Genomic DNA, 22,930 nt, shown 5'->3' with positions numbered 1-22,930 from the left:
CCTTCCCCGTCGCGTGCCGTTCCACGCTCACAGCACCTTCGCCAGGAACGTCCGGGTCCGCTCCTCGCGCGGCGCGCCCAGGACCTGTTCCGGGGTGCCCTGTTCCACGATCCGGCCGTCGGCCATGAACACCACCGTGTCGGCGACCTCGCGGGCGAACGCGATCTCGTGGGTGACGACGATCATCGTGGTGCCCTGTGCCGCCAGGTCCCGGATGACGTCCAGCACCTCCCCCACCAGTTCGGGGTCGAGCGCGGACGTCGGCTCGTCGAACAGCAGCAGCTTCGGCTCCAGCGCGAGCGCCCGCGCGATGGCCACCCGCTGCTGCTGCCCGCCGGACAGCTGGCGCGGGTAGGCGTCGGCCTTGTCCCCGAGCCCGACCCGCTCCAGCAGCCGGTGCGCGGTCTCCACCGCCGCCTTCCGGGGCCGCTTCAGCGCGGACACGGGTGCCTCGATGACGTTGTCCAGGACGGTGAGGTGGGGGAAGAGGTTGAAGTTCTGGAAGACGAACCCGATCCGGGTGCGCTGCCGCAGCACCTCGCGCTCGGGCAGTTCGTGCAGCTTGTTCCCGGCCCGCCGGTAGCCCATCAGCGCGCCGTCCACGCTGATCTCGCCCCGGTCCACCTTCTCCAGGTGGTTGATGGTGCGCAGCAGGGTGGACTTGCCGGAGCCGGAGGGGCCGAGCACGACGGTGACCTCACCGGCGCGCACCTGCAGGTCGATGCCCTTGAGCACGTCGAGCGAGCCGAAGCTCTTGTACACCGACCGGATGTCGACCATGACGCTCATCGCGTGAGTTCCTTTGCTTGTGGGGCCGCGTCGGAGGCTGCCTGTGAATTGAGGAAGAACAGCACCGCCCGGGCGGTCGCGTCGTTCTGCCGGAACGCGGGGCCGCCGGTGCGCGGCCGGGTGAACGCGCCGGGGGTGCGGACGTCGGTGTACGGGCCGAGCGCGAACCGCCGGGGGTGCGGGCGCCCGGCGGTGTCCAGGATCCGGCCGTCGCCGGGGTCGGTCCGGAGCAGTCCGTCGGGGGTCTCGGCGGCGCCGTCGGCGCGCAGTGCGCGCAGCAGGTTGTCGCGGGTCAGGCCGACGGCGGGCTCGGGCAGCCGGGCCTCCACCAGTGCCCGGGCGGTGACGGAGAAGCCCGGCACGGTAGGGGCGGCGGCCCGGAACACCCCGTCCTCGGCGGTGACGGTCATGCCGGCCCCGATAAACCGCAGCAGCCCGGCCCGGGACAGCGCGAGCATCTGCCGCAGCCGGGGTCCGGGCGGCCCGGACGCCAGGTAGCTGAAGAACCCGTGCCACCAGGGCCCGATGTCGCCGAGCCGCACCAGTTGCCCGTAGACGGACAGCAGCCCGAGGAAGACGGCCAGGTCGGGGCTGTGGGCGGGGTCGTGACGGCGGCGCAGGTCCGCCTCGATGTAGTCCCGCAGCCCGTCCTGGAAGGCGTCGTGCGAGGCGTAGCGCACGCCGTCCAGCGGGTGGTCGAGCGCGGCGAGGTCGAGCCGGTCGGCCGGGTCGGGCACGGCGGCGGCGACCAGCGCCCGCTGCTCGGCGGGGCCGTCGGCCGCCGCGTACTTCTCCTCGAAGTCCCGCCAGGCCATCGCCGTGCGCCCGGGGTGGGCGGTGAACAGCCGGTGGTAGTGGGCGAAGCCCAGCTCCTTCTCGACCAGCGGCCACACATCGCGCCGGAAGTCGAGGCCGCCGGGGCGGGCCAGCAGGGCGTCCACCTCGGCGGGGCCGAAGAAGCGGGGCAGCGGCGGCCGGTCGCCGGTCAGGTCGTAGCCGATCTTCGAGTGGTACGGCACTCCGCGCCGGGAGCCGACGTAGAGCACCGGCTCCCGCCCCGAGGGCAGGTACCTCTCCCCCTCGTACCGTCCGCCGCGGCCCTCGGTGAGCAGCACCATCAGGTCGACGAAGGCCAGTCCGAAGCCGCGGACGAGGACGGGTTCGCCGGCCCGCAGCGCGGACAGGTCGCTGTCGGCGGTGAAGTCGGGCGGCAGGTGCGCCAGGCCGTGCTCCCGGGCGTAGGCGGCCAGCGCGGCCTGCTCGCCGTCGGGTTCGGCGTCCAGGTGGCCGAGGGCGAGGATCACCAGGTCGGCCGGGAGCGGGTGCGGATGGCCGGCGAGCCACACCTGCTGGCGGCCGTCGCGGGGGCCGCTGATCCTCAGGGCGCGCCGGGGGTGGTGGTGGACGGTGACGTTCGGCGGCAGGGCGGCCCGGGCCCGTTCGTAGACCCAGCGCAGATAGCGGCCCTGGAGCCGCCGGTCGGGGAAGACGCGGCCGTCGAGCCCGGCCCATTCGTGCAGGGTGGGACCCGGGCGCACGGGGCCGTCCATGACCACCGTGTCGTCGGTGAACATGGTGACGTCCTCGGCGTGCGAGTTCATCCACAGCAGCGGGGACTGTTCCTGGCGCCATATGCGTCCGCCGCCCGGCGGGTGGGGGTCGACCAGGTGGATGTCCAGGCCCTCGCCGGCGTACAGGCCGGGCGCGTTGGCGGCGAGGCGTTCGAGGACGCCGGTCCCCCGCGGCCCGGCCCCGACGATCACCAGCTGCTGCCTCATCGGGTCTGCTCCGTGCCGCGCGCGTAGCGTTTCTCGACGTAGTACTGGACGATGCCGAGCAGCGAGGTGACCACGGCGTACCAGAGGGTGGCGACCATCAGCAGCGGGATCACCTGGTAGGTGCGGTGGTAGACCAACTGGGCGGAGAACAGCAGGTCGTTGACGGCGATGATGCTGACGATCGAGGTGCCCTTGAGGGTGCCGATCAGCATGTTGGCGGCGGGCGGCACGATGGAGCGCATGGCCTGCGGCAAAACGATCCGCCACCAGCGCCGGCCCCGGCCGAGACCGAGCGCCTGGGCGGCCTCGATCTGCCCGCGGTCGACGGAGAGGATGCCGCCGCGGACCACCTCGGCGGCGAAGGCGGCCTCGTGCAGGGTGAGGCCGACGATGGCGACGGCGACCGGGGTGAGCAGGTTGACGGTCTTCACGCCGAACACCTGCGGGTACAGCGCCCCGATGTTGAACCACAGCAGCAGCTGCACCAGGATCGGGATGGACCGGAACAGCCAGACGTAGCCCCAGCCGACCGCCCGCAGCACGGGGTTGGCGGACAGCCGGAACGCGGCGAGCAGGGTGCCGAGGGCGAAGCCGAGGGCCATCACCACGGCGGTCAGCCACAGGGTGAGCCACAGTCCGCGCAGGATGGCGTCGGAGGTGAAGTAGTCGGCGACGACGTCCCACTGGAACGCCTTGTTGCGCAGGACGGAGTTGACGGCGAAGCCGAGCAGCACGAGGACGACGACGGCCGCCGTCCACTGGCCGTAGCGGCGCTGCGGGACGACCCGCGGGACGTCGGCGGGCTCGGGGGTCTGGGCTGCGGCGGGGACTTTGGCGAGGGTGTCGGATGACATGCGAAGGCTCCGTGACGCGTGAATCGTCGGAACGAAGGTGATGCCTTCACACGGGCGCGCCGCGCGGCGCGGATACGGCCGAGCCCCTCAGCAGGGCCGTATGCCGAGAGTACGGGGGCGTTTCGGCCCGCTGTCAAGGCTGTCCATACTGTGAGCCGTACATCTCAAGTCAGTTGACGCGGAACCGGATGCCTGTTCCACTTGGCCCATGCATCCACAGCAGTGGCTGGTCACCCGCTCCCACATCGACTTCGGTCGCGTGTGGTCCTCTTCCTGTTGAGCTGACCCCCTGCGCGCGCCCGCCGTTTCGGCGGGCCTCCTCGCGTTCTCTTGCTTCTCCCCGCCTTCACACGCGCCCCCTCCCCTCGCGCTTTCCGCACACCCGCCCGCTCTCAGGAGACCGCTGACCGATGCGCACGCCCATTTTTCGGCATGTCATACCCTTTACCGCCATTACCTCGGCCGCCCTGCTGCTCACCGCCTGCGGTTCCGGTTCCGGCGGTACGGGCGGTACGGGCGCCTCGGGAGTGGCGGCCAAGAACGCCGGGATACCCACCACCGATGTCGTCTCCGCCATCCGGAAGGACCCGGCCGCGGCGAAGCTGCTGCCCGCCGGCACCACGAGCCTGACCGTCGCGGTCAGCGTCGGCGGCACCCCGCCCGGCACCGCCTACCTGGGCGACGGCAAGACCCTGACCGGCCAGGACGTCGACTTCACCCGGGCGGTGGCCCGGGTGCTCGGCATCGATGTGAAGGTGGAGCAGGCGAGCTTCGACGCGATCCTGCCCGCCCTGGACAGCGGCAAGTACGACTTCGGCGCGAGCAACTTCGGCGTCACCGACGAGCGCCGCAGGACCATCGACTTCGTCACCTACATCAACGACGGCCAGGGCTTCGCCGCCCGCAAGGACAGCGAGCTGACGAAGATCACGGATCTGAAGCAGCTGTGCGGCCTGAACGTGGCGACGGCCGCCGGCACCACCTTCGAGGCCACGCTGGAGCGGAGCAGGCACGTGTGCTCCGAGGCGGGCGAGAAGGCGTACCGGGTGCAGACGTACGGCGAGCCGAGCGCGCTGTGGTCCTCGCTCCAGCAGGGCCGCAGCGATGTGGTGATGTCCACGATCAACGGGCTGCGCTACGCCGTCGCCCATCAGGAGGGCCTGAAGTTCCTCAACGAGTTCCACCGCCTGGACGTCGGCTTCGCCTTCAAGAAGGACTCGAAGCTGGCACCGGCCTTCCGGGCGGCCGTCAACAAGCTGCTCTCCGATGGCTCCTACGAGCGGATTCTCAAGAAGTGGGGAACGACCGGCTCGGCGATCGAGGAGTCCCGGATCAGCCCGCCGGAGCGGAAGAACTGACGGCCCGGACGGGCCCCGGCGACCGGCCGGGGCCCGTCTGAGTCCCTGTCAGGATCACCCGGACGCACCTCTTCTCACCCGTCCGCCGAGAACAATCATATTTCACTCTCAGTCAGCAGCGGTATGAGTCACGACCCTTGGGGCACAAGGACTCTCGACGGATCGGCTGTGCACCAGTACCGTCACAAACCCCCCGCGCGGCGTCTATCCACTTGGCGCACCGTCCGCATCATGGATGACCATAGGGATGCGGAAAGCAAGAAGGACCGCTGTGAGAGGAGGCGTCCATGGGATCGGTACGCAAGGCGAGTGCATGGCTCGGCCTCGTCGACGACAACGATGACGAGCGCTATTACGACGACGACTACTCCGAGGGCACCGAGTCCGGGGACGCCTGGGTCACCGACCCGCGCGTGCGGGTGGCCACGGACACCGCCGAGGAGAAGGGCCGCCGGATCGGCACGGTGACCCCGGACAGCTTCCGGGACGCCCGCGCCATCGGCGAGCTGTTCCGGGACGGCATCCCGGTCATCATGAACCTCACCAACATGGAGCCCGGCGACGCCAAGCGGGTCGTGGACTTCGCGGCCGGGCTCATCTTCGGGCTGCGTGGTTCGATCGACCGGGTGTCCAACCGCGTGTTCCTGCTCACCCCGGCCGACACGGAGATCATCAGCGGCGAGGCGTCCGCGCACCGCTCCGACGGCTTCTTCAACCAGAGCTGAGGCAGGGCCGCCCACGGCCCCGCCCCGCCAGGGGGCTCACCGGAAGGCGTCCAGCCCGGTGAGCGCCTTGCCCAGCACCAGCTGGTGCATCTCGACGGTGCCCTCGTAGGTGAGCACCGACTCCAGATTGGTGGCGTGCCGCATCACCGGGTACTCCAGGGAGATCCCGTTGGCACCGAGGATCGTCCGCGCCGTACGGCAGATCTCGATGGCCTCGCGGACGTTGTTGAGTTTTCCGAAGCTGACCTGTTCCGGACGCAGCCGCCCGGCGTCCATCCGCCGCCCCAGATGGTGGGCGAGCAGAATCCCCTTGTGCAGTTCCACGGCCATGTCGGCGAGCTTGGCCTGGGTGAGCTGGAAACCGCCGATGGGCCGCCCGAACTGCTCCCGTGACTTGGCGTAGTCGAGGGCCGCCTCGAAGCTGCTGCGAGCGGCGCCCATCGCGCCCCACACGATGCCGTAGCGGGCGTGCGAGAGACAGCTGAGCGGTCCGCGCAGCCCGGTGACCTCCGGCAGCACGGCACTGCCGGGCAGCCGTACGTCGTCCAGGACCAGTTCGCTGGTGACGGAGGCGCGCAGGGACCACTTGTGCTTGATCTCCGGTGCCGAGAAGCCGGGGCTGTCGGTGGGCACGACGAAGCCGCGGATGCCCTCCTCGGTCCCCGCCCAGACCACGGCCACCCCGGCGACCGAGCCGTTGGTGATCCACATCTTGCGGCCGCTGAGGATCCAGTCGCCGCCGTCCCGCTTGGCGCGGGTGCGCATCGAGGCGGGGTCGGAGCCGTGGTCGGGCTCGGTCAGCCCGAAGCAGCCGATCACCTCGCCGGCCGCCATGCGCGGCAGCCACTGCCGCTTCTGCTCCTCGCTGCCGAACCGGTGGATGGCGTACATCGCCAGGGAGCCCTGCACGGAGACCAGCGACCGGATGCCCGAGTCGGCCGCCTCCAGCTCCAGGCAGGCCAGGCCGTACTGCACGGCGCTCGCGCCCGCGCAGCCGTACCCGGTGAGCGACATGCCGAGCGCGCCGAGGGCGCCCAGTTCGCGGGCGAGGTCCCGGATGCCGGGCAGCTCGCCCTTCTCGTACCAGTCGGCGACATGGGGCAGGACACGGTCGGCCGCCCAGCCGCGGACCGTGTCCCGGATCGCCAGGTCCTCCGGTTCCAGCAGGTCGTCGATGCCGAGCGGGTCGGCGGCATCGAACGGGGGCAGCTTCGCGGACGCGGACATGAGACACCCTCCGGGAACGGGAACGCGACAAAACTAGCAGCGCTAGTTACCACTCTCCGGCCGACGTTACGGCGGAGCGTCCCGCACGTCCAGAGCGGACCGCACGCCGACCGGGGCAGGTCAGGCGGTGACGCGCGGCTTTCCGGCGGCCGGCTCCGCCTCCCGGGGCGCCGGCAGCCCCACCTCGCCGTCCGGTTCCGCACCGCACTGCATCACCCACGGCAGCCGCAGCGCCAGCACCGCGCCCAGCAGCAACAGCCCCGCGCTCACCAGCAGCGTCACATGCAGCCCGTGCACGAAGGAGTCGCGCGCCGCCCGGCGCAGCGCGGCCCCGGCGCCCCCGCCGAGCCGGCCGGCCACCTCGTAGGCCTCGCCGAGCGAGTGGCCCGCCGCGTCCGACGCGGGCCGGGGCACGCCGGGCACCGAGCGGAGCCCCGGGGCGTAGGCCGCGTTCATCACGCTGCCCAGCAGCGCGATGCCGATGCCCGCACCGAGCTGGTACGACGTCTCGCCGATCGCCGCCGCGCCACCGGCCCGGCCGGCCGGGGCCTCGCTCAGCATCGACTCGTAGGCCCCGAAGAGGGTGGTCTCCAGACCGAAGCCCAGCAGCACGAACCCGGCCAGCAGCAGCGGCGGGTCGTCGGTGCCGCCCATCGCGGTCAGGGCCAGCACCGCGGCGGCCGTCAGACAGAACCCGGCGCACACCATCCGCCGCGGCCCGAAGCGGCGCAGCACGCGGGCGCCCGCCAGGCCCGCCGCCATCGCCGCGACGGTCAGCGGCAGCAGCCTGAGGCCGGTCTGCAGCGGGGACAGCCCGAGCACCAGTTGCAGGTACTGGGCGGCGACCAGTTCCAGGCCGACCAGCGCGAGCATGGCCAGCACGATGCAGCCCACCGAGGTGCCGAACGCCGGCCGGGTGAACATCCGCAGCTCCACCAGCGGGTGCGGGTGCCGCCGCTGGCGCCGTACGAAAAGGAAGAGGAGGGCCGCGCCGGCCAGCAGGGGCAGCACGGTGACCGGGCTCGCCACCGCCTCCCCGCCGCCGAGCCGCTTCACCCCGAGGACGGCGCCGAACAGCCCGCCCGCCGCGAGCAGCGCGCCGGTCACATCCCAGGGGCCGTCGTCCGTGCCCCGGGACTCCGGCAGCAGCATCCGGCCCACCGGAAGGCTGACCAGCATCAACGGGATGTTGACCAGGAAGACCGAACCCCAGCGGAAGTGCTCCAGCAGAAAGCCGCCGAGCAGGGGTCCGACCGCCGCGCCGACCGCCGCCACCGCGCTCCACACGCCGATGGCGAGGGCGCGCTCACGCCGGTCGGGGAAGACCTGGCGGAGGATCGACAGGGTCGCCGGCATGATCATCGCGCCGCCGGCGCCGAGCAGCGCGCGGGCGAGAATGAGCATCGGCGCGCTCCAGGCGAACGCGGCCAGGGCGGAGGCGACACCGAAGAGGCCGTAGCCGAGCAGCAGCACCCGTCTGCGGCCGACCCGGTCGCCCAGGGTGCCGAAGAGGATCAGCAGCGAGGCGCAGACCAGCGGGTAGACGTCGACGATCCACAGCAGTTGCACGGCGTCGGGCCGCAGGTCCTCGGTGACGGCGGGGACCGCCACGTGCAGCACGGTGGCGTCGAGGGCGACGAGCAGCAGGCTCGCGCACAGGACGACGAGGACGACCCACCGGTCGGCACCGGCCCCGGCCGCCCGACGATGCCGCCCTACGGCGGCCGTGGTCGTCCCGGACATGTACGTACCTCCCAGATGATCCCTCGCGCGGGGCGGACCGACGGGGTGGGGACTCCCTGTCGTACGGCCGGAGCGAGCGGTGTCCCCGGCCCGCGCGAACCCACGCGAGTGACTCGTCAGCGTACGCGAGGCGGCCGTGCGGTCACGTGGCGGACCTCTCACACGCGCGAGGCAACCCGTGTGGCGTACCGCACGTCGCCGCCCCTTGACCGTGACCCGGCGGCCGGTCCCGTGCGCGGTCCGGTCGATAATCGAGCCTGTGAGCGATCTTGAAACGCGCGGGATCCCGGCCCGCGCCCCTCTCCTGCGCCGGGCGGCCCCGGCCCTGCTGGGCTATGCGGCGGTCCGCGCCCTGGGGCTGGTGGTGCTGGCGGGGTGGAGCGCCGCGCGCGGCAAGAGCGCGTACACGCTGCTGACCGCGCGCTGGGACGCGCTGTGGTACACGCGGGTCGCCGAACTGGGCTACGGCTACGAGGTGCGGCTGCCGAACGGGGACGTCCACTCCAACCTGGCGTTCTTCCCGCTGCTGCCCTGGCTGGAGCGGCTGCTGCACACCCTTACCCCGCTGTCGTACGCGGACGCCGGGTTCGTGGTCGGCCTGCTCGCCTCGCTCGCCGCCGCGGCCGGGATCTTCGCCGTCGCGGACCGGCTGCACGGCGCCCGGGCCGGTTTCTTCGCGGTGCTGCTGTGGGCGGTGCTGCCGGTCGGGATCGTGCAGTCGATGGCGTACAGCGAGTCGCTGTTCACGGCGCTGGCGGCCTGGTCCCTGTACGCGGTGCTGACCGGGCGGTGGGTGAGCGCGGGTCTGCTCGCGGCGCTGGCGGGGCTGACCCGGCCGGTGGGGGCGGCGGTGGTCGCCGCGGTGTGGACGGCGGGCGTGATCTCGTTCGTGCGAGCGCGTAGCGCGCAGCGTGCGCCGGGCGCGCACCCCGAGACACACGCCCCCGGTGCGCCGGGGGCGGCGCCGTTGCGCGCGTCCGCGTCCGGTGACCCCGCCCGGCGTCGCGCGCTCGGCATGCTGCTCGCTCCGCTCGGGGCCGCCGGGTACGTCCTGTGGGTCGGGCACCGCACCGGCGCGGGCCCGCTCGGCTATCTGGACGTCCAGGCCGGATGGCGCAACGGCTTCGACGGCGGCTACGCCTTCGCCCGCTTCGTGGCCGGCAGGTTCACGTCGTTCCCGTCGGCGCTCGCGGGCGTCGGCCTGATCGCCGGGGTGGCCCTGCTGATCCGGCTCTACGTCGCCGGCGTGCGCCAGCGCCAGCCGGCCGCGCTGCTGGTGTACACGGGCGTCGTCCTCGCCCTCGCCCTGTGCGCGTCGAGCTACTTCGGTTCCAAGCCACGGCTGCTGATGCCCGCCTTCCCCGTGCTGCTGCCGCTCGCCCGCGCCCTGGCCCGGTCGCGCCCCTCCCGTGCGGCCCTGGTCACGGTCGGTCCGGCGGTCGCGGCGGCGGTCTACGGGGCGTTCTGGCTGAACGGCTCCGGGCCGCCGTGACCGGCACCGACGGCCCGATGACGTCCGGGAGAATTCCACGCCAGGACCGGGTTAACGCATTCATAAGCGCCATATAAACAACACCCGTCCTGATCAAAGGAATTGACCCGATCGGCCTCTCCGGATTGCGGAATCACGGGAATTCTGGCTGCCCTTGAGAGGTTTCCCACATCACATCGTCATCACAAAGCCGCAGTTTCGACCGGGAACACCGCTCACTCGCTGTAACGTCGATTGGGTGCGTACCGAACGAAACCTCACCCGGCGTCTGGACCGGGTGTTCGCCAGACTGGACCGGGAGCCGGAACGACCGGCCCACATCGATATGCCGCGGATGAGCCGGCACCGGGTCGTGCTGTTCTCCGCGACCCTGGCCTTCTACCTGGCGATCGTGTGGGCCGTCGTGACCACCTCCTGGCTCGTCCGGCTGGACTGGCAGGTCATGTTCTTCCGGCCGTACCAGCAGTGGCCGGAGATCCACGCGTTCCTCGACTACTACGTGGTGCTGGGCCAGCGCGGCCCCACCGCCGTGATGGTCGCGGCGTGGCTCGGCTGGCGCTCCTGGCGGCAGCACACCCTGCGCCCGCTGCTCACCCTCGCCACCTCGCTGCTGCTGCTGAACGTCACCGTCGGCGCCGCCAAGATCGGCATGGGACGGCTCGGCCCGCACTACGCCACCGCGATCGGCTCGAACGAGATGGGCCTGGGCGGCGATATATTCCCCAGCGGCCACACCGCCAACGCGGTCGTCACCTGGGGCATCCTGGCCTATCTGGCCTCCACCCCGAGAGCGCGCCGCTGGCTGTCGGCCCTCTCCGCGGTCACCTCGCTCGGCGTCGGCCTCACCACCGTCTACCTCGGTACGCACTGGCTGAGCGACGTGTTGCTGGGCTGGGCCGCCGGCCTGCTGATCCTGCTCGCACTGCCCTGGTTCGAACCGCTGATCGCCAAGGTCGAACTGTGGCTGTTCGACCTGCGCGACCGCTGGCGCGCCCGCCGCGGCCGGCCCTCGGCCGGGCCCGCCGTCCCGGTGGCACCGGTCGTGCTCAGGCCGCTCGGCACCCCGGCGCAGCAGCCGGCCCCGGCCCGCGAGCCGGTCTCCCCGACCCGGGCCTCCCCGGGCCTGGCGCACCTGGCGCCGGGCCCGCACACCACCCGTGCGGAACGCACCCCGGTCGCCTCGGTGGGCAGCCGGCGCCCGGCGGGCGCCGACCGCCTCCCCCGCGGTACGACCCAGCCGGCCCGCCCCCTGACGGGCGGCTGACGCGGAGTCGGGCGACGGGGTCCGGTACGCACCACCTCCCCGCCTCCCCACTTCCCCGCGCCGACGGCGAAGGCCCCGCTCCCGTTCCCGGAGCGGGGCCTTCGCCGTACCGGCGTCGGGTCACCCCCTCCAGGCCCGGCTCACCCGGCCGTCCCGTACCTCGAAGTTCAGCCGTCCGGGCCGGTACTCCATGGTGATGATCGCGTCCGGCGGCAGCGACCGTACCGTGGTCCAGCCGCGCCGCCGGGCGAGCCGTTCGGCGTGTGCCGCGTCCAGGCCGACGTACCCGTCCGGATGGTCCTGGGGCTCCGCCGGCTCCGTGGGAATGGGTGCCATACGGTCACGCTAGCCGGGCCCGGCCGCACAGGAGAAGCGGCCGCCCCGGTCACATCTCCATCACAGCTTCCGGACTCGGGTTTTGTCCGAAGTCCGTCACACGTGCGGGGGTTTCCGTTCGGCTTACCGGGGTAATCGAACAGAATTCACGCGTGTCGGACGGCCCCTTCGAATTCCCCGGCGGAAAGTGCCGCAGTGGGGACCGGAGCGGACCCGGGACGCGATTCCCCGCGCAATCCGGTGCGGTGCCACGGCAGCTGACGCCACATGAGAAATTCACGGATCCGCACGGCCGCCGGGCCGCGCCCCGCCCCGGTGCACGGCCCGGCGGGCATCGGGACGGCCGCTCGCGGGTACGCGTCCGCGGGCCGGAAACGACCGGCAGGCGGGCCCGGGCGCGACGATGCGAAGGGGCGAGCGAGCGATGGGGACCCAGACCGCAGGGGTGAGGGCACGTCCGGCGGAGCGCCACCGGGCCGGCCGGGTGGTGGTGGACTGGCTCTCCACCACCGACCACAAGAAGATCGGTCATCTGTATCTGATCACGGCGTTCGGGTTCTTCCTGGCCGGCGGGATCATGGCGCTGCTGATGCGCGCGGAACTCGCCCGGCCGGGGCTGCAACTGATGGACAACAACCAGTTCAACCAGTTGTTCACACTGCACGGCACGATCATGCTGCTGCTGTTCGCGACCCCGAGCTTCGCGGGCTTCGCCAACGAGCTGATGCCGTTGCAGATCGGCGCCCCGGACGTGGCCTTCCCCCGGCTGAACATGCTGTCGTACTGGCTGTTCGCCTTCGGCGGGCTGATCGTGCTGGGCTCGCTGCTGGTGCCGGACGGGCCGGCCGCCTTCGGCTGGTTCGCCTACGCGCCGCTCAACGACGCCCATCACTCCCCCGGGATCGGCCCGGACCTGTGGATCATGGGCCTGGCGCTGTCCGGCTTCGGGACGATCCTGGGCGCGGTCAACTTCGTCGCCACGATCATCGGGATGCGGGCGCCCGGCATGACGATGTTCCGGATGCCCATCTTCACCTGGAACACGCTGTTCACGTCGATCCTGATCCTGATGGCGTTCCCGGTGCTGGCGGCGGCGCTGCTGGTGCTGGAGTCGGACCGGCGGCTGGGCTCGCAGGTGTTCCAGGCACCGAACGGCGGGGCGCTGCTGTGGCAGCACCTGTTCTGGTTCTTCGGGCATCCCGAGGTCTACATCATCGCGCTGCCGTTCTTCGGGATCATCACGGAGATCATTCCGGTGTTCAGCCGCAAGCCGGTCTTCGGCTATCTGACGCTGGTCGGCGCCACGATGGCGATCACCGGGCTGTCGATGGTGGTGTGGGCGCACCACATGTTCGCCACCGGCGCGGTGCTGCTGCCGTTCTTCTCCCTGCTGTCGTTCCTGATCGCGGTGCCGACGGGGGTGAAGTTCTTCAACTGGACCGGCACGATGATCAAGGGCTCGCTGTCCTTCGAGACGCCGATGCTGTGGGCGATGGGCTTCCTGGTGACGTTCCTGTTCGGCGGTCTGACGGGGGTGATCCTGGCCTCCCCGCCGCTGGACTTCCACGTCACGGACTCGTACTTCGTCGTCGCCCACTTCCACTACGTCGTCTTCGGCACGGTCGTCTTCGCGGTCTTCGGCGGCTTCTTCTTCTGGTGGCCGAAGTTCACCGGCAAGATGCTGGACGAGCGGCTGGGGAAGATCCAGTTCTGGACCCTCTTCACCGGCTTCCACACCACCTTCCTGGTGCAGCACTGGCTGGGCGCCGAGGGCATGCCCCGCCGGTACGCCGACTATCTGGCGGCCGACGGCTTCACCGCGCTGAACACGGTCTCGTCGATCGGCTCCTTCCTGCTCGGCCTGTCCACGCTGCCGTTCCTGTACAACGTCTGGAAGACCGCCATGTACGGCGAGAAGGTCCACGCCGACGATCCCTGGGGCTACGGCCGCTCGCTGGAGTGGGCGACCTCCTGCCCGCCGCCCCGGCACAACTTCGTCACCCTGCCCCGCGTCCGCAGCGAGTCCCCGGCCTTCGACCTGCACCACCCGGAGTACGCGGGCCAGGCTCCGCAGCCCGAGCCGAAGGGGCATCAGGCCGAATCCCCGTGAGGCCGGGCGCGGCACGCGGACGGCCGCCGTCCCCGGCTGGGGCGGCGGCCGTACGTCACACCGTGTCCGGCGCTCAGAGCTCGAGGCGCTGACCGGGCACGATCATGTCGGGGTCGTCGCCGATGACGGCCCGGTTGGCGGCGTAGATCCGCTGCCAGGTACTGCCGTGCCGGGCGGCGATGGTGCTCAGGGTGTCGCCCTCGCGGACCGTGTAGTCACCGGTGCCGGTCGCCGTCCGCACCGGCGCCTTCGCCGGGGCGGACCGGGAGGGCACGGAATTCGAAGGAGCGGACTTCGAGGGGGCGGGCTTCGAGGGGGCGGGCTTCGAGGGGGCGGACTTCGTCGTCGCGCCGCCGCCGTGGGACGCCGTGCCGGAGGAGCCGGTACGGGCGGCCGCCGGGGCCGCGCCGGAGGCTCCGGCCCGGGCGGAGCAGACCGGCCAGGCGCCCCAGCCCTGGGCCTGCTGGACCCGGGTGGCGACGGCGATCTGCGCGCTTCTGGAGGCCTGGTCGGCCGTCGGGGCGTAGGCGGTGCCGCCGTACGCGCGCCAGGTGCCGGCGGAGAACTGCAGCCCGCCGTAGTAGCCGTTGCCGGTGTTGATGTGCCAGTTGCCGCCGCTCTCGCACCGGGCGATGCGGTCCCACACCCCGTTGTCGGCCGCGGCGGCGTTGCCGGTCGCGGCCAGCAGGCCCAGCGGGGCCAGCAGGGCGGCTCCCGCGACGGTGGCCGCGGTGCGGCCCCTGCGGGTGCCCTCGGAACGGGTGGGGCGGCGGGTGGTATCGGCACACTCGGACATATGGTTCCCTCTCCACGGACCCGGGCTCCCCCGGGCGGAACGCGCCGGAACCCCGCACGACCGCGGTCCCTCGCGCCCGCCCCGTCCGCCGCGGCCGGTGTCGGCGATCGTGCTCTGCCTGACGCCGGACGGCGGACGTACCCGAGCGGTGCTCGTTGCACACGGCGGAGGAATCTAGGGAGGAGGAGCGGCGGGAATCAACCAACTCGCCGTCGTGCCAGGCCAGTTGCCGGTTACCGAAGGTAGCGGCGATTTCCGGCCACCCACTACATGCAGTGATTTCCGGATATTCCCACCACCACCCGTGATGATCTGTGACCCACCTCACCCTTTCAAGTCCCCTTTTCCCATAAGAACTTGACTGTGTGTGGCTGATTCCGCACCCAAGGTGACCATGCCTGGAGGAAGGTGCGAACCGGTCCGCCCCGGGGCGTGACTCCCACCACAGAACGTCCGTTGTCTTCTTCATGAGCCCGCAACCCCGGGGCTCATGGGCCGGGAGCCACCCGGCCGGACATCAGCACCGCATCCCGAGGGAGCCACCCGTGCCGCGCATGCTCGACGTCAGTGACGCCGTACGCGCCGAGATCGGCGACGAAGAAGCCGAACGGCTGCTCGCCGGAGAGTACGCCCCGGGCAGTTACGACTGCACGTCCTGTCGCACCCCGGGCGACTCCGAGCAGGAGCGCACCAGCACCGTTCTGTTCGTCGGCGACGAGACCGCCGTCCTCGCCTTCGCCCACGCCGGCTGCCTGCCCTCGCAGGTCGTGCAGGTCACGGAGGAGCAATTGCGGGGCGCCGTCCGGTCCATCGGCGCCGTCGGCGGCGAACCGGCCGACGGTGAGCCGCCGCGGGTCGCGCCCGAGCAGGCGGTGCTCGGCGTGACCAGCGGACTGGTCCTGGTCGACGGCGAGTTGCACCCCGCGCTCGTGGTCGAGCCCACCTCCCCGATCGTCCGGCCGGGCACGGACGGGCCCGGCGACGACTTCCTCCCGCTGCTGATCGAGCAGGGCTTCACACCGGTGACCGAGCTGGCCTCCGTCCCCGAGGTGCTGCACGGCTGGTCCGTGCTGCTGGCCGTGGGGCAGCTGCACGCGGTGCTCCAGCCGGGCAGCGACGGGGGCCGGCCGGTGGCCTGGTGGCAGGCGCATCAGCCGCTCCAGGTGACCGACGGCTGGCGGGCCGCCGCGAACAAGCACCAGCAGGTGCTGATGTTCGCGGCGCCGGTGGGGTCCATCGGGCGGCAGCCGCGGGAGGATCTGCTGCGGGAGGCGCTGGACAGGGCCGCCGCGCAGGGGAAGCTGGTCGCCGCCGCGCTTCCGCTCGCCGGTACGTGAGGTCCGCTCCACAAGCAGGGAGCCCACCGCCCCGCGCCCCCGGGGAGTCGTACGACCGCATCTCTTCGGGGCCCCGGTCGTTTGGACATACGTGCACGCATATGACACACCGCCCCGCCGGTCCTTCTCCTCCGTGCCGTCCGCCCGAACGGCGCAGGACCCTTCCGGTGGACCGTCGGCCACGCCGATCTACGACACGCTCTACGCGGAGTGGGTCAAGACCTTCCGCACGCTGCCGGGGGACCGCAGCGGTGAGGAGGAACTGAGGTTCAGCGCCTTCGGGGACTTCCCGGACGGCAGCAGCAGATACGGCGGCCACCGGGCGGGGACGTTCAGCAGCTCCTACAGCGCCTACAGCGCGGGGGCCTACAGCGCCCGGCAGCAGTCGCAGTGGCAGCGGGTCGGCACGCTCGGCCGGCAGCAGGACTCCGGGGCGCCGTACGTCCCGGCCGCCGCACTGCCGCCGGGGCAGCGCCGCGGCGCGTGACAGACCCCGCACACGACGGGCGGCCCCTGGAGAACCAGGGGCCGCCCGTCGTGTCGTACCGCTGCTACTTCTTCTTCGCGCCGCGCTTCTCGCGCACCCGCACCGAGATGTGGATCGGGGTGCCCTCGAAGCCGAACTCCTCGCGCAGCCGGCGCTCGATGAAGCGCCGGTAGCCCGCCTCGATGAAGCCGGAGGCGAAGAGCACGAACCGCGGGGGCTTGGTGCCGGCCTGGGTACCGAACAGGATGCGCGGCTGCTTGCCGCCCCGGATCGGGTGCGGGTGGGCCGAGACCAGCTCGCCGAGGAAGGCGTTCAGGCGACCGGTGGGAACACGCGTCTCCCAGCCGGCCAGGGCGGTCTCGATCGCCGGGACCAGCTTCTCCATGTGGCGGCCGGTGCGCGCCGAGACGTTCACCCGGGGCGCCCAGGCGACCTGGCCCAGCTCGGTCTCGATCTCCCGCTCCAGGTAGTAACGGCGCTCCTCGTCCAGGGTGTCCCACTTGTTGAAGGCGAGGACGATCGCGCGGCCCGCCTCCACGGCCATGGTGACGATCCGCTGGTCCTGCACGGAGATGTTCTCGGAGGCGTCGAGCAGGATGACCGCGACCTCCGCCTTCTCCACCGCGGCCGCCGTGCGCAGGGAGGCGTAGTAGTCGGCGCCCTGCTGGAGGTGGACCCGCTTGCGGATGCCGGCGGTGTCCACGAACTTCCAGGTCTTGCCGCCGAGTTCGATGATCTCGTCCACCGGGTCGCGGGTGGTGCCCGCCAGCTCGTTGACGACGACGCGCTCCTCGCCGGCGACCTTGTTCAGCAGCGAGGACTTGCCGACGTTCGGGCGGCCGATCAGGGCGATCCGGCGGGGGCCGCCGATCGCGGTGCCGAAGGACTGCTCGGGCGCGTCCGGCAGCGCCTCCAGGACGGCGTCGAGCATGTCGCCGGTGCCCCGGCCGTGCAGTGCCGAGACCGGGTGGGGCTCGCCGAGGCCGAGGTTCCACAGATAGGCGGCGTCGGCCTCGCCGCTCGGGCCGTCGACCTTGTTGGCGCACAGCACGACCGGCTTGCCGGCCTTGCGCAGCAGCCGGACGACCGCCTCGTCGGTGTCGGTCGCGCCGACCTTGGCGTCCACGACGAAGACGACCGCGTCGGCCGCCTCGATCGCGTACTCGGCCTGGGCCGCCACGGAGGCGTCGATGCCGAGGACGTCCTGCTCCCAGCCGCCGGTGTCGACCACCTTGAAGCGGCGGCCGGCCCACTCGGCCTCGTAGGTGACACGGTCGCGGGTGACGCCCGGCCGGTCCTCCACGACCGCCTCGCGACGGCCGATCATCCGGTTGACCAGGGTCGACTTGCCGACATTGGGGCGGCCGACGACGGCGAGCACGGGCAGCGGACCGTGGCCCGCCGCCTCGATGGCGCCCTCGACGTCCTCGATGTCGAAGCCCTCTTCCGCGGCGAGCTCCATGAACTCCGCGTACTCGGCGTCGCCGAGAGCCCCGTGCTCGTACTCGTGCTCGGCCGAGCCGTCGGGCTGGATGTCGTCGTTCATGAAGTCCGTACCTCGTCGTTCATTGGTGGTGATCGGTGGGCCGGCCCGGTGGGGGCTGATCCACTACTCAAGTGTCGCCTAGCGCCCGGTCAGGCGCCTGGCGTTTTCCAGGTGGCTGGTGAGCTGTTTCCGGATCCGCGCGGTGGCCGCGTCCAGCGCCGCGCGCGTCCGCCGTCCGCTTCCGTCACCCGCCTCGAACGGGTCGCCGAAGACCACGTCGACGCGGGAGCGCAGCGGAGGCAGTGCCTTGATCAACCGTCCGGGCCGCTCGGCGCTTCCCAGGACGGCCACGGGCACGATCGGCGCCCCGCTGCGGAGTGCGAAGTAGGCGAGCCCGGCGCGCAGCGCGGCGAAGTCGCCCTCACCCCGGGTGCCCTCCGGGAAGATGCCCAGCACTCCCCCGTCCGCCAGCACGCCGAGGGCCTGGGAGATCGCGCCCCGGTCGGCCGTGGCGCGGTCCACCTTCAGCTGGCCGATGCCGGTCAGGAAGGGGTCCAGGGGGCCGACGAAGGCCTCCTTCTTGATCAGGAAGTGCGTGGGGCGGGGGGCCACGCCCATCACCATCGGTCCGTCGATGTTGTGGGAGTGGTTCACGGCGAGAATAACGGGGCCGGCGGCCGGCACCTTCCAGGCGCCGAGCACCCGAGGCCGCCACAGGCCGTACATCAGCCCGACGCCGATGCGCCGGCCGATCTCCGCGCCCCGCTCCGAGGGCACCGGCGCGAGCGTCACTTCCCGGCCCGCTTCTCCTCGACCAGGGTGACGACGCACTCGATGACCTCGGCGAGGGTCAGCTCGGTGGTGTCCACCTCGACGGCGTCGTCGGCCTTGGCGAGCGGCGAGGTCTTGCGGCTGGAGTCGGCCGCGTCCCGCTTGATCAGGGCCTCGCGGGTGGCGTGGACGTCGGCGCCCTTCAGCTCGCCGCTGCGGCGGGCCGCGCGGGCCTCCGGGGAGGCGGTGAGGAAGATCTTCAGGTCGGCGTCCGGCAGGACGGTCGTACCGATGTCCCGGCCCTCCACGACGATGCCGTGCTCCGCGGCGGCGGCCAGCGAGCGCTGGAGCTCGGTGATCCGGGTGCGCACCTCGGGCACCGCGCTGACCGCGCTGACCTTGGAGGTGACCTCCTGGGTGCGGATCGGGCCGGACACGTCCACGCCGTCGACCGTGATGGCCGGGGCGGCCGGGTCGGTGCCGGAGACGATCTCCGGCTTGCCGGCGACGGCGGCGATGGCGGTCGGGTCCTCCAGGTCGATGCCGTTGGTCACCATCCACCAGGTGATCGCCCGGTACTGGGCGCCGGTGTCCAGGTAGCTGAGGCCGAGCTGCGCGGCGACGGCCTTCGACGTGCTCGACTTGCCCGTGCCGGAGGGACCGTCGATCGCGACGATCACGGGCCTGGCGGTCGGGGCGGCGCCGTTTTCCACGGGGGGACACCTTCCTGGTGCGGTGCGGGCGGGGGGCGGGGAGCGAGAGCGCCCCGCACAAGGTTACTGGGTGCGGGTCACTCGTCCGGACGTACGCGGGGCGCGGGGCCCTGCGGCGGACGGGCCGCGCCGCGCGGGCGCTACTGGCGCAGCGCCCAGCCCCGCTCCCGCAGTGCCTCCTTCAGCGCCTCCCGGGCCTTCGGTTCGACCATGAGCTGCACCAGACCGGCCTGCTGTCCGGTGGCGTGCTCGATGCGGACGTCCTCGATGTTGACCCCGGCCCGGCCGGCGTCCGCGAAGATCCGGGCGAGCTGGCCGGGCTGGTCGTCGATGAGCACGGCCACGGTCTCGTAGGCCCGCGGCGCGGACCCGTGCTTGCCGGGTACCCGCACCTGGCCGGCGTTCCCCCGGCGCAGCAGGTCCTCGATGCCCGCGCTGCCCTCGCCGCGCCGGGCCGCGTCGGGGGACTCCAGGTCGCGCAGCGCCCGGACCGTCTCCGTCAGGTCGGCGGCGAGGTCGGAGAGCAGGTCGGCGACCGGGCCCGGGTTCGCGGACAGGATGTCGATCCACATGCGGGGGTCGGAGGCGGCGATCCGGGTCACGTCCCGGATGCCCTGTCCGCACAGCCGTACGGCGGACTCCTCGGCGTGCTCCAGGCGCGCGGCGACCATGCTGGAGACCAGGTGGGGCATGTGGGAGACGAGGGCCACGGCGTGGTCGTGGGCGTCGGCGTCCATGACGACCGGGACGGCCCGGCAGTGCGAGACCAGTTCCAGGGCGAGGTTCAGCACCTCGGTGTCGGTGTCCCGGGTGGGGGTGAGCACCCAGGGGCGGCCCTCGAAGAGGTCGGCGGTGGCGGCCAGCGGGCCGGACTTCTCCCGGCCGGACATCGGGTGGGTGCCGATGTAGGAGGTGAGGTCCAGACCGAGCGCCTCCAGTTCGCGGCGCGGGCCGCCCTTGACGCTGGCGACGTCCAGGTAGCCGCGGGCCAGGCCGCGGTGCATGGCGTCGGCGAGCACCTTGGCGACATGGGCGGGCGGGGCGGCGACGATCGCCAGGTCGACCGGGCCGTCGGGCGCCTCGTCGGTGCCGGCGCCCAGCGCGGCGGCGGTGCGGGCCTGCCCGGGGTCGTGGTCGGCGAGGTGGACGACGACTCCGCGCCGGGCCAGGGCCAGGGCGGCGGAGGTGCCGATCAGGCCGGTTCCGATGACGAGTGCGGTTCTCACTGGGCGATGTCCTTGCGCAGGGCCGCGGCGGCGCCGAGGTAGACGTGGGCGATGTCGTTGCGGGGCTTGTCCGACTCGATGTGCGCGAGGATCCGTACGACCCGGGGCATGGCGCCCTCGATGTCGAGTTCCTGGGCGCAGATCAGGGGGACGTCGACGATGCCGAGCCGGCGGGCGGCGGCGGCCGGGAAGTCGCTGTGCAGGTCGGGAGTGGCCGTGAACCAGATGCTGATCAGGTCGTCGGCGGTCAGCCCGTTCCGTTCGAGGACGGCGGTGAGCAGCGCGCCGACCTGCTCCGCCATATGACCGGCGTCGTCCCGTTCCAGTTGGACGGCTCCCCGGACCGCTCGTACCGCCACGGCGCTGCTCCTCGCTGACATGCGTGTTCCGTTCTTGGTCCGTCCAGCGTAGTCAGCCCGCGCGGTACGGGCGTGCGCCGGCCACGCGCTGAGACGATGCGGAACGTCCGCTATCCATCGATATGTACGTCTGTACGGAGGTCTGACATGCCCCAGCCAGCGACACGGCGCACCGTTCTCGCCACGGGCGCCGGCGCGCTCGCCCTGGGCTGCGTGGGGTGCGGCGGCGACGAAGGCGGCGGCTCCACGGCCCCGCTGCCGCCCACGGCACCGGCGTCGCCGCCCTCCCCCGCCGCCGAGGGCGGCGCCGGGGAGACGTCCCCCGCCGCGCGGGAGGCCGCCCCGGCCGGGGAACCACTGGCCCTCGCCGGTGACATCCCCGTGGGCGGCGGCAAGGTCTTCGCGGACCGCAAGATCGTGGTCACCCAGCCGGAGAAGGGCCGCTTCAAGGCGTTCTCGGCGGTCTGCACCCACCAGGGCTGCACGGTGAGCCAGGTGTCGGACGGCACCATCCTGTGCCCCTGTCACACCAGCCGGTTCCATATCGCCGACGGCTCGGTGGCCGGCGGCCCGGCGAGCAGGCCGCTGGCCGAGGAGCCGGTCACGGTGCGGGGAAATTCCGTCTACCTGACCTGAGCCGCCCGCGTACGCTCCGGGCATGCAGCCGCAGGACCTCGTACGCGACCACACCGTCTACGCCTGTGTCATGGGCTCCCGCGCCTTCGGTCTGGCCACGGAGACCAGCGACACCGACCGGCGCGGGGTGTTCCTCGCCCCGACCCCGCTGTTCTGGCGGTTCGAGAAACCGCCGACGCATGTGGAGGGGCCGGGCGAGGAGCGCTTCTCCTGGGAGCTGGAGCGGTTCTGCGAGCTGGCGCTGCGCGGCAACCCGAACATCCTGGAGTGCCTGCACTCCCCGCTCGTGGAGCGCGTGGACGACACCGGCCGCGAGCTGCTGTCGCTGCGCGGCGCCTTCCTGTCCCGGCAGGCCTACGACACCTTCACCCGGTACGCCCTCGGCCAGCGCAAGCGGCTGGACGCCGATGTGCGGACCACGGGCGCCCCGCGCTGGAAGCACGCGATGCATCTGCTGCGCCTGCTGACGGCCGCCCGGGACCTGCTGCGCACCGGCGAGCTGCGGATCGCCGTCGGCGAGCTGCGCGAACCGTTGCTGGCGGTCAAGCGCGGCGAGGTGCCGTGGGCGCGGGTGGAGGCGTGGATGGTCCGGCTGGCGGGCGAGGCGGAGCAGGCCCTGCCGGGCAGTCCGCTGCCGGCCGAGCCGGACCGGGCGCGCGTGGCCGCCTTCCTGCACCGGGTGCGCCGGGCCTCAGCCCTTCAGGCGGAGCCGGACCACCAGGTCGTGCAGGGCGCCGTGGGCGCCGGCGGTGTCGGGGAGCGCTGAACCGGCCTGCGCCTCGTCCAGCGCGGTGTGCAGCCGCTCCACGTCCATCGCCACGAGGTCCCGGTCGACGTCGGCGCGGGCGTTCTCCCGCTCCCGCTTGGCGGCGATCAGCTCGGGCAGGTAGCCGGGGCCGCCCGCCTCCTCCAGCAGCGTGGGCAGATGTGCCTGGACCTCGCCGCTGCGCATGAGGTGGATGCCGGTGAGCAGCACCCGGAACGTGTAGAGCAGCGGCTTGAGTTCGCCGGTCTTCTCGAACAGCCGCCACTGGGTCGCGGCGAACCCGCGGTAGTGGTGGGCGTGGTGGCTGGTGAGGACGCCGGGGACGAGCGCGGCCAGCTCCCGGTGGGCCTCGGAGGTGTGCACGACCAGCGGGGAGAGCAGCTGCTCCAGCACATAGCCGTTGCGGCGGAGCATCAGGCGGGCGAACTTGCGCAGGTCGTGGGTGACGAGGTCGAGCTCGACGCCGTAGCGGACCCAGGTCCGCGAGCGGGTCTCCTCCGGTTCGCGCAGGCCGACGAGGTCGGCCGCGGGGAGCAGGTGGACTCCTCTCAGGTCCACGTCGGAGTCCTGCGAGGGGAAGCCGTACAGATGGGCTCCGGAGACGGTGGCGAACAGCAGGGTGTCGGGCTGTTCCGCGACCACCGGGGCCAGGTCTATGTCGAGGTCGTCGAGCATGG

22 protein-coding genes are annotated in these 22,930 nt (G+C 72.2%); 9 read left to right on the top strand and 13 right to left on the bottom strand.

Features of this window, described 5'->3' with window-relative positions:
* Window positions 1–27: 27 nt before the first annotated feature.
* Genes ABD350_RS23625 through ABD350_RS23615 form a run of 3 tightly spaced genes read right to left on the bottom strand, consistent with a single transcriptional unit; the run spans window position 28 to window position 3,421 of the window.
* Entirely contained in the window at window positions 28–789 is a 762-nt protein-coding gene (locus ABD350_RS23625; RefSeq protein ID WP_344350284.1) for an amino acid ABC transporter ATP-binding protein, read from the bottom strand.
* Window positions 786–2,567, bottom strand: coding sequence for an FAD/NAD(P)-binding protein (locus ABD350_RS23620; protein WP_344350283.1), 1,782 nt, complete (start codon window positions 2,565–2,567; stop codon window positions 786–788). Before ABD350_RS23620 ends, ABD350_RS23625 begins: the two co-directional genes overlap by 4 nt.
* The gene (locus ABD350_RS23615; protein ID WP_344350282.1) at window positions 2,564–3,421 is read right to left on the bottom strand and encodes an amino acid ABC transporter permease; all 858 of its coding nucleotides are present in this window, start codon (window positions 3,419–3,421) and stop codon (window positions 2,564–2,566) included. Before ABD350_RS23615 ends, ABD350_RS23620 begins: the two co-directional genes overlap by 4 nt.
* 410 nt (window positions 3,422–3,831) lie before the next feature.
* Between ABD350_RS23615 and ABD350_RS23610 the strand changes: the two genes are divergently transcribed.
* Window positions 3,832–4,779, top strand: a complete 948-nt coding sequence (locus ABD350_RS23610) for an ABC transporter substrate-binding protein (protein WP_344350280.1) — start codon at window positions 3,832–3,834, stop codon at window positions 4,777–4,779.
* 287 nt (window positions 4,780–5,066) lie between these two features.
* A complete protein-coding gene (locus ABD350_RS23605; RefSeq protein ID WP_344350279.1) occupies window positions 5,067–5,504 on the top strand; it encodes a cell division protein SepF in 438 nt (145 codons plus the stop codon).
* A gap of 36 nt (window positions 5,505–5,540) precedes the next feature.
* Here the strand turns inward: ABD350_RS23605 and ABD350_RS23600 are convergent, their stop codons facing one another.
* Together ABD350_RS23600 and ABD350_RS23595 are read right to left on the bottom strand one after the other, a co-directional pair.
* A complete protein-coding gene (locus ABD350_RS23600) occupies window positions 5,541–6,731 on the bottom strand; it encodes an acyl-CoA dehydrogenase family protein (RefSeq protein WP_344350278.1) in 1,191 nt (396 codons plus the stop codon).
* A 120-nt stretch (window positions 6,732–6,851) separates the two neighbouring features.
* Window positions 6,852–8,474, bottom strand: a complete 1,623-nt coding sequence (locus tag ABD350_RS23595; RefSeq protein ID WP_344350277.1) for an MFS transporter — start codon at window positions 8,472–8,474, stop codon at window positions 6,852–6,854.
* A gap of 259 nt (window positions 8,475–8,733) precedes the next feature.
* Here ABD350_RS23595 and ABD350_RS23590 point away from each other — a divergent pair, with 259 nt between their 5' ends.
* A complete protein-coding gene (locus tag ABD350_RS23590; protein ID WP_344350276.1) occupies window positions 8,734–9,966 on the top strand; it encodes a mannosyltransferase family protein in 1,233 nt (410 codons plus the stop codon).
* 238 nt (window positions 9,967–10,204) lie between these two features.
* A complete protein-coding gene (locus ABD350_RS23585; protein WP_344350275.1) occupies window positions 10,205–11,230 on the top strand; it encodes a phosphatase PAP2 family protein in 1,026 nt (341 codons plus the stop codon).
* A gap of 120 nt (window positions 11,231–11,350) precedes the next feature.
* Here the strand turns inward: ABD350_RS23585 and ABD350_RS23580 are convergent, their stop codons facing one another.
* On the bottom strand, window positions 11,351–11,566 hold the full coding sequence (locus tag ABD350_RS23580; protein ID WP_344350274.1) for an I78 family peptidase inhibitor: 216 nt from the start codon (window positions 11,564–11,566) through the stop codon (window positions 11,351–11,353).
* A 424-nt stretch (window positions 11,567–11,990) separates the two neighbouring features.
* Here ABD350_RS23580 and ctaD point away from each other — a divergent pair, with 424 nt between their 5' ends.
* Window positions 11,991–13,676, top strand: a complete 1,686-nt coding sequence (gene ctaD, locus ABD350_RS23575) for an aa3-type cytochrome oxidase subunit I (RefSeq protein ID WP_344350273.1) — start codon at window positions 11,991–11,993, stop codon at window positions 13,674–13,676.
* Between the two features lie 73 nt (window positions 13,677–13,749).
* Here the strand turns inward: ctaD and ABD350_RS23570 are convergent, their stop codons facing one another.
* The gene (locus ABD350_RS23570) at window positions 13,750–14,472 is read right to left on the bottom strand and encodes a transglycosylase family protein (RefSeq protein WP_344350272.1); all 723 of its coding nucleotides are present in this window, start codon (window positions 14,470–14,472) and stop codon (window positions 13,750–13,752) included.
* 545 nt (window positions 14,473–15,017) lie between these two features.
* Between ABD350_RS23570 and ABD350_RS23565 the strand changes: the two genes are divergently transcribed.
* On the top strand, window positions 15,018–15,809 hold the full coding sequence (locus tag ABD350_RS23565; RefSeq protein ID WP_344350271.1) for a hypothetical protein: 792 nt from the start codon (window positions 15,018–15,020) through the stop codon (window positions 15,807–15,809).
* Between the two features lie 91 nt (window positions 15,810–15,900).
* Window positions 15,901–16,296, top strand: coding sequence for a hypothetical protein (locus tag ABD350_RS23560; RefSeq protein ID WP_344350270.1), 396 nt, complete (start codon window positions 15,901–15,903; stop codon window positions 16,294–16,296).
* A 64-nt stretch (window positions 16,297–16,360) separates the two neighbouring features.
* Here ABD350_RS23560 and der read toward each other — a convergent pair whose 3' ends face one another.
* The 5 genes from der to aroH form a co-directional block, all read right to left on the bottom strand.
* The gene (gene der, locus ABD350_RS23555; protein ID WP_344350268.1) at window positions 16,361–17,842 is read right to left on the bottom strand and encodes a ribosome biogenesis GTPase Der; all 1,482 of its coding nucleotides are present in this window, start codon (window positions 17,840–17,842) and stop codon (window positions 16,361–16,363) included.
* A 78-nt stretch (window positions 17,843–17,920) separates the two neighbouring features.
* On the bottom strand, window positions 17,921–18,508 hold the full coding sequence (locus tag ABD350_RS23550; protein ID WP_382466807.1) for a lysophospholipid acyltransferase family protein: 588 nt from the start codon (window positions 18,506–18,508) through the stop codon (window positions 17,921–17,923).
* Between the two features lie 62 nt (window positions 18,509–18,570).
* Window positions 18,571–19,266 (bottom strand): (d)CMP kinase, encoded by a 696-nt coding sequence (gene cmk / locus ABD350_RS23545; RefSeq protein WP_344350266.1) that lies wholly within the window; start codon window positions 19,264–19,266, stop codon window positions 18,571–18,573.
* Between the two features lie 140 nt (window positions 19,267–19,406).
* Complete coding sequence (locus tag ABD350_RS23540; RefSeq protein WP_344350265.1) at window positions 19,407–20,492, bottom strand: prephenate dehydrogenase; 1,086 nt, start codon at window positions 20,490–20,492, stop codon at window positions 19,407–19,409.
* On the bottom strand, window positions 20,489–20,851 hold the full coding sequence (aroH, locus tag ABD350_RS23535) for a chorismate mutase (RefSeq protein ID WP_344350264.1): 363 nt from the start codon (window positions 20,849–20,851) through the stop codon (window positions 20,489–20,491). Before aroH ends, ABD350_RS23540 begins: the two co-directional genes overlap by 4 nt.
* 147 nt (window positions 20,852–20,998) lie before the next feature.
* Between aroH and ABD350_RS23530 the strand changes: the two genes are divergently transcribed.
* On the top strand, window positions 20,999–21,487 hold the full coding sequence (locus ABD350_RS23530; protein ID WP_344350263.1) for a Rieske (2Fe-2S) protein: 489 nt from the start codon (window positions 20,999–21,001) through the stop codon (window positions 21,485–21,487).
* Between the two features lie 22 nt (window positions 21,488–21,509).
* The gene (locus ABD350_RS23525) at window positions 21,510–22,253 is read left to right on the top strand and encodes a nucleotidyltransferase domain-containing protein (protein WP_344350262.1); all 744 of its coding nucleotides are present in this window, start codon (window positions 21,510–21,512) and stop codon (window positions 22,251–22,253) included.
* On the opposite strand, the gene ABD350_RS23520 is transcribed toward ABD350_RS23525, so the two are convergent.
* Window positions 22,179–22,928 carry a nucleotidyltransferase domain-containing protein gene (locus ABD350_RS23520; RefSeq protein ID WP_344350261.1) on the bottom strand — a complete coding sequence of 250 codons (750 nt, stop codon included), beginning with the start codon at window positions 22,926–22,928 and terminating at the stop codon, window positions 22,179–22,181. The two genes, ABD350_RS23525 and ABD350_RS23520, sit on opposite strands and share 75 nt — an antisense overlap.
* Between the last annotated feature and the right edge of the window lie 2 nt (window positions 22,929–22,930).

It is taken from the genome of Streptomyces nogalater (genome assembly GCF_039532885.1).
Taxonomy (GTDB): domain Bacteria; phylum Actinomycetota; class Actinomycetes; order Streptomycetales; family Streptomycetaceae; genus Streptomyces; species Streptomyces nogalater.
Note: the sequence above shows the minus strand (reverse complement) of the source record. Positions and strands in the feature narration are given on the sequence as shown.

Bases quoted from the DNA above. Each gene is read 5' to 3' on its own strand.
- ABD350_RS23625 (WP_344350284.1), bottom strand. From the start codon at position 789: ATGAGCGTCATGGTCGACATCCGGTCGGTGTACAAGAGCTTCGGCTCG.
- ABD350_RS23620 (WP_344350283.1), bottom strand. From the start codon at position 2,567: ATGAGGCAGCAGCTGGTGATCGTCGGGGCCGGGCCGCGGGGGACCGGC.
- ABD350_RS23615 (WP_344350282.1), bottom strand. From the start codon at position 3,421: ATGTCATCCGACACCCTCGCCAAAGTCCCCGCCGCAGCCCAGACCCCC.
- ABD350_RS23610 (WP_344350280.1), top strand. From the start codon at position 3,832: ATGCGCACGCCCATTTTTCGGCATGTCATACCCTTTACCGCCATTACC.
- ABD350_RS23605 (WP_344350279.1), top strand. From the start codon at position 5,067: ATGGGATCGGTACGCAAGGCGAGTGCATGGCTCGGCCTCGTCGACGAC.
- ABD350_RS23600 (WP_344350278.1), bottom strand. From the start codon at position 6,731: ATGTCCGCGTCCGCGAAGCTGCCCCCGTTCGATGCCGCCGACCCGCTC.
- ABD350_RS23595 (WP_344350277.1), bottom strand. From the start codon at position 8,474: ATGTCCGGGACGACCACGGCCGCCGTAGGGCGGCATCGTCGGGCGGCC.
- ABD350_RS23580 (WP_344350274.1), bottom strand. From the start codon at position 11,566: ATGGCACCCATTCCCACGGAGCCGGCGGAGCCCCAGGACCATCCGGAC.
- ctaD (WP_344350273.1), top strand. From the start codon at position 11,991: ATGGGGACCCAGACCGCAGGGGTGAGGGCACGTCCGGCGGAGCGCCAC.
- ABD350_RS23570 (WP_344350272.1), bottom strand. From the start codon at position 14,472: ATGTCCGAGTGTGCCGATACCACCCGCCGCCCCACCCGTTCCGAGGGC.
- der (WP_344350268.1), bottom strand. From the start codon at position 17,842: ATGAACGACGACATCCAGCCCGACGGCTCGGCCGAGCACGAGTACGAG.
- ABD350_RS23550 (WP_382466807.1), bottom strand. From the start codon at position 18,508: ATGTACGGCCTGTGGCGGCCTCGGGTGCTCGGCGCCTGGAAGGTGCCG.
- ABD350_RS23530 (WP_344350263.1), top strand. From the start codon at position 20,999: ATGCCCCAGCCAGCGACACGGCGCACCGTTCTCGCCACGGGCGCCGGC.
- ABD350_RS23525 (WP_344350262.1), top strand. From the start codon at position 21,510: ATGCAGCCGCAGGACCTCGTACGCGACCACACCGTCTACGCCTGTGTC.
- ABD350_RS23520 (WP_344350261.1), bottom strand. From the start codon at position 22,928: ATGCTCGACGACCTCGACATAGACCTGGCCCCGGTGGTCGCGGAACAG.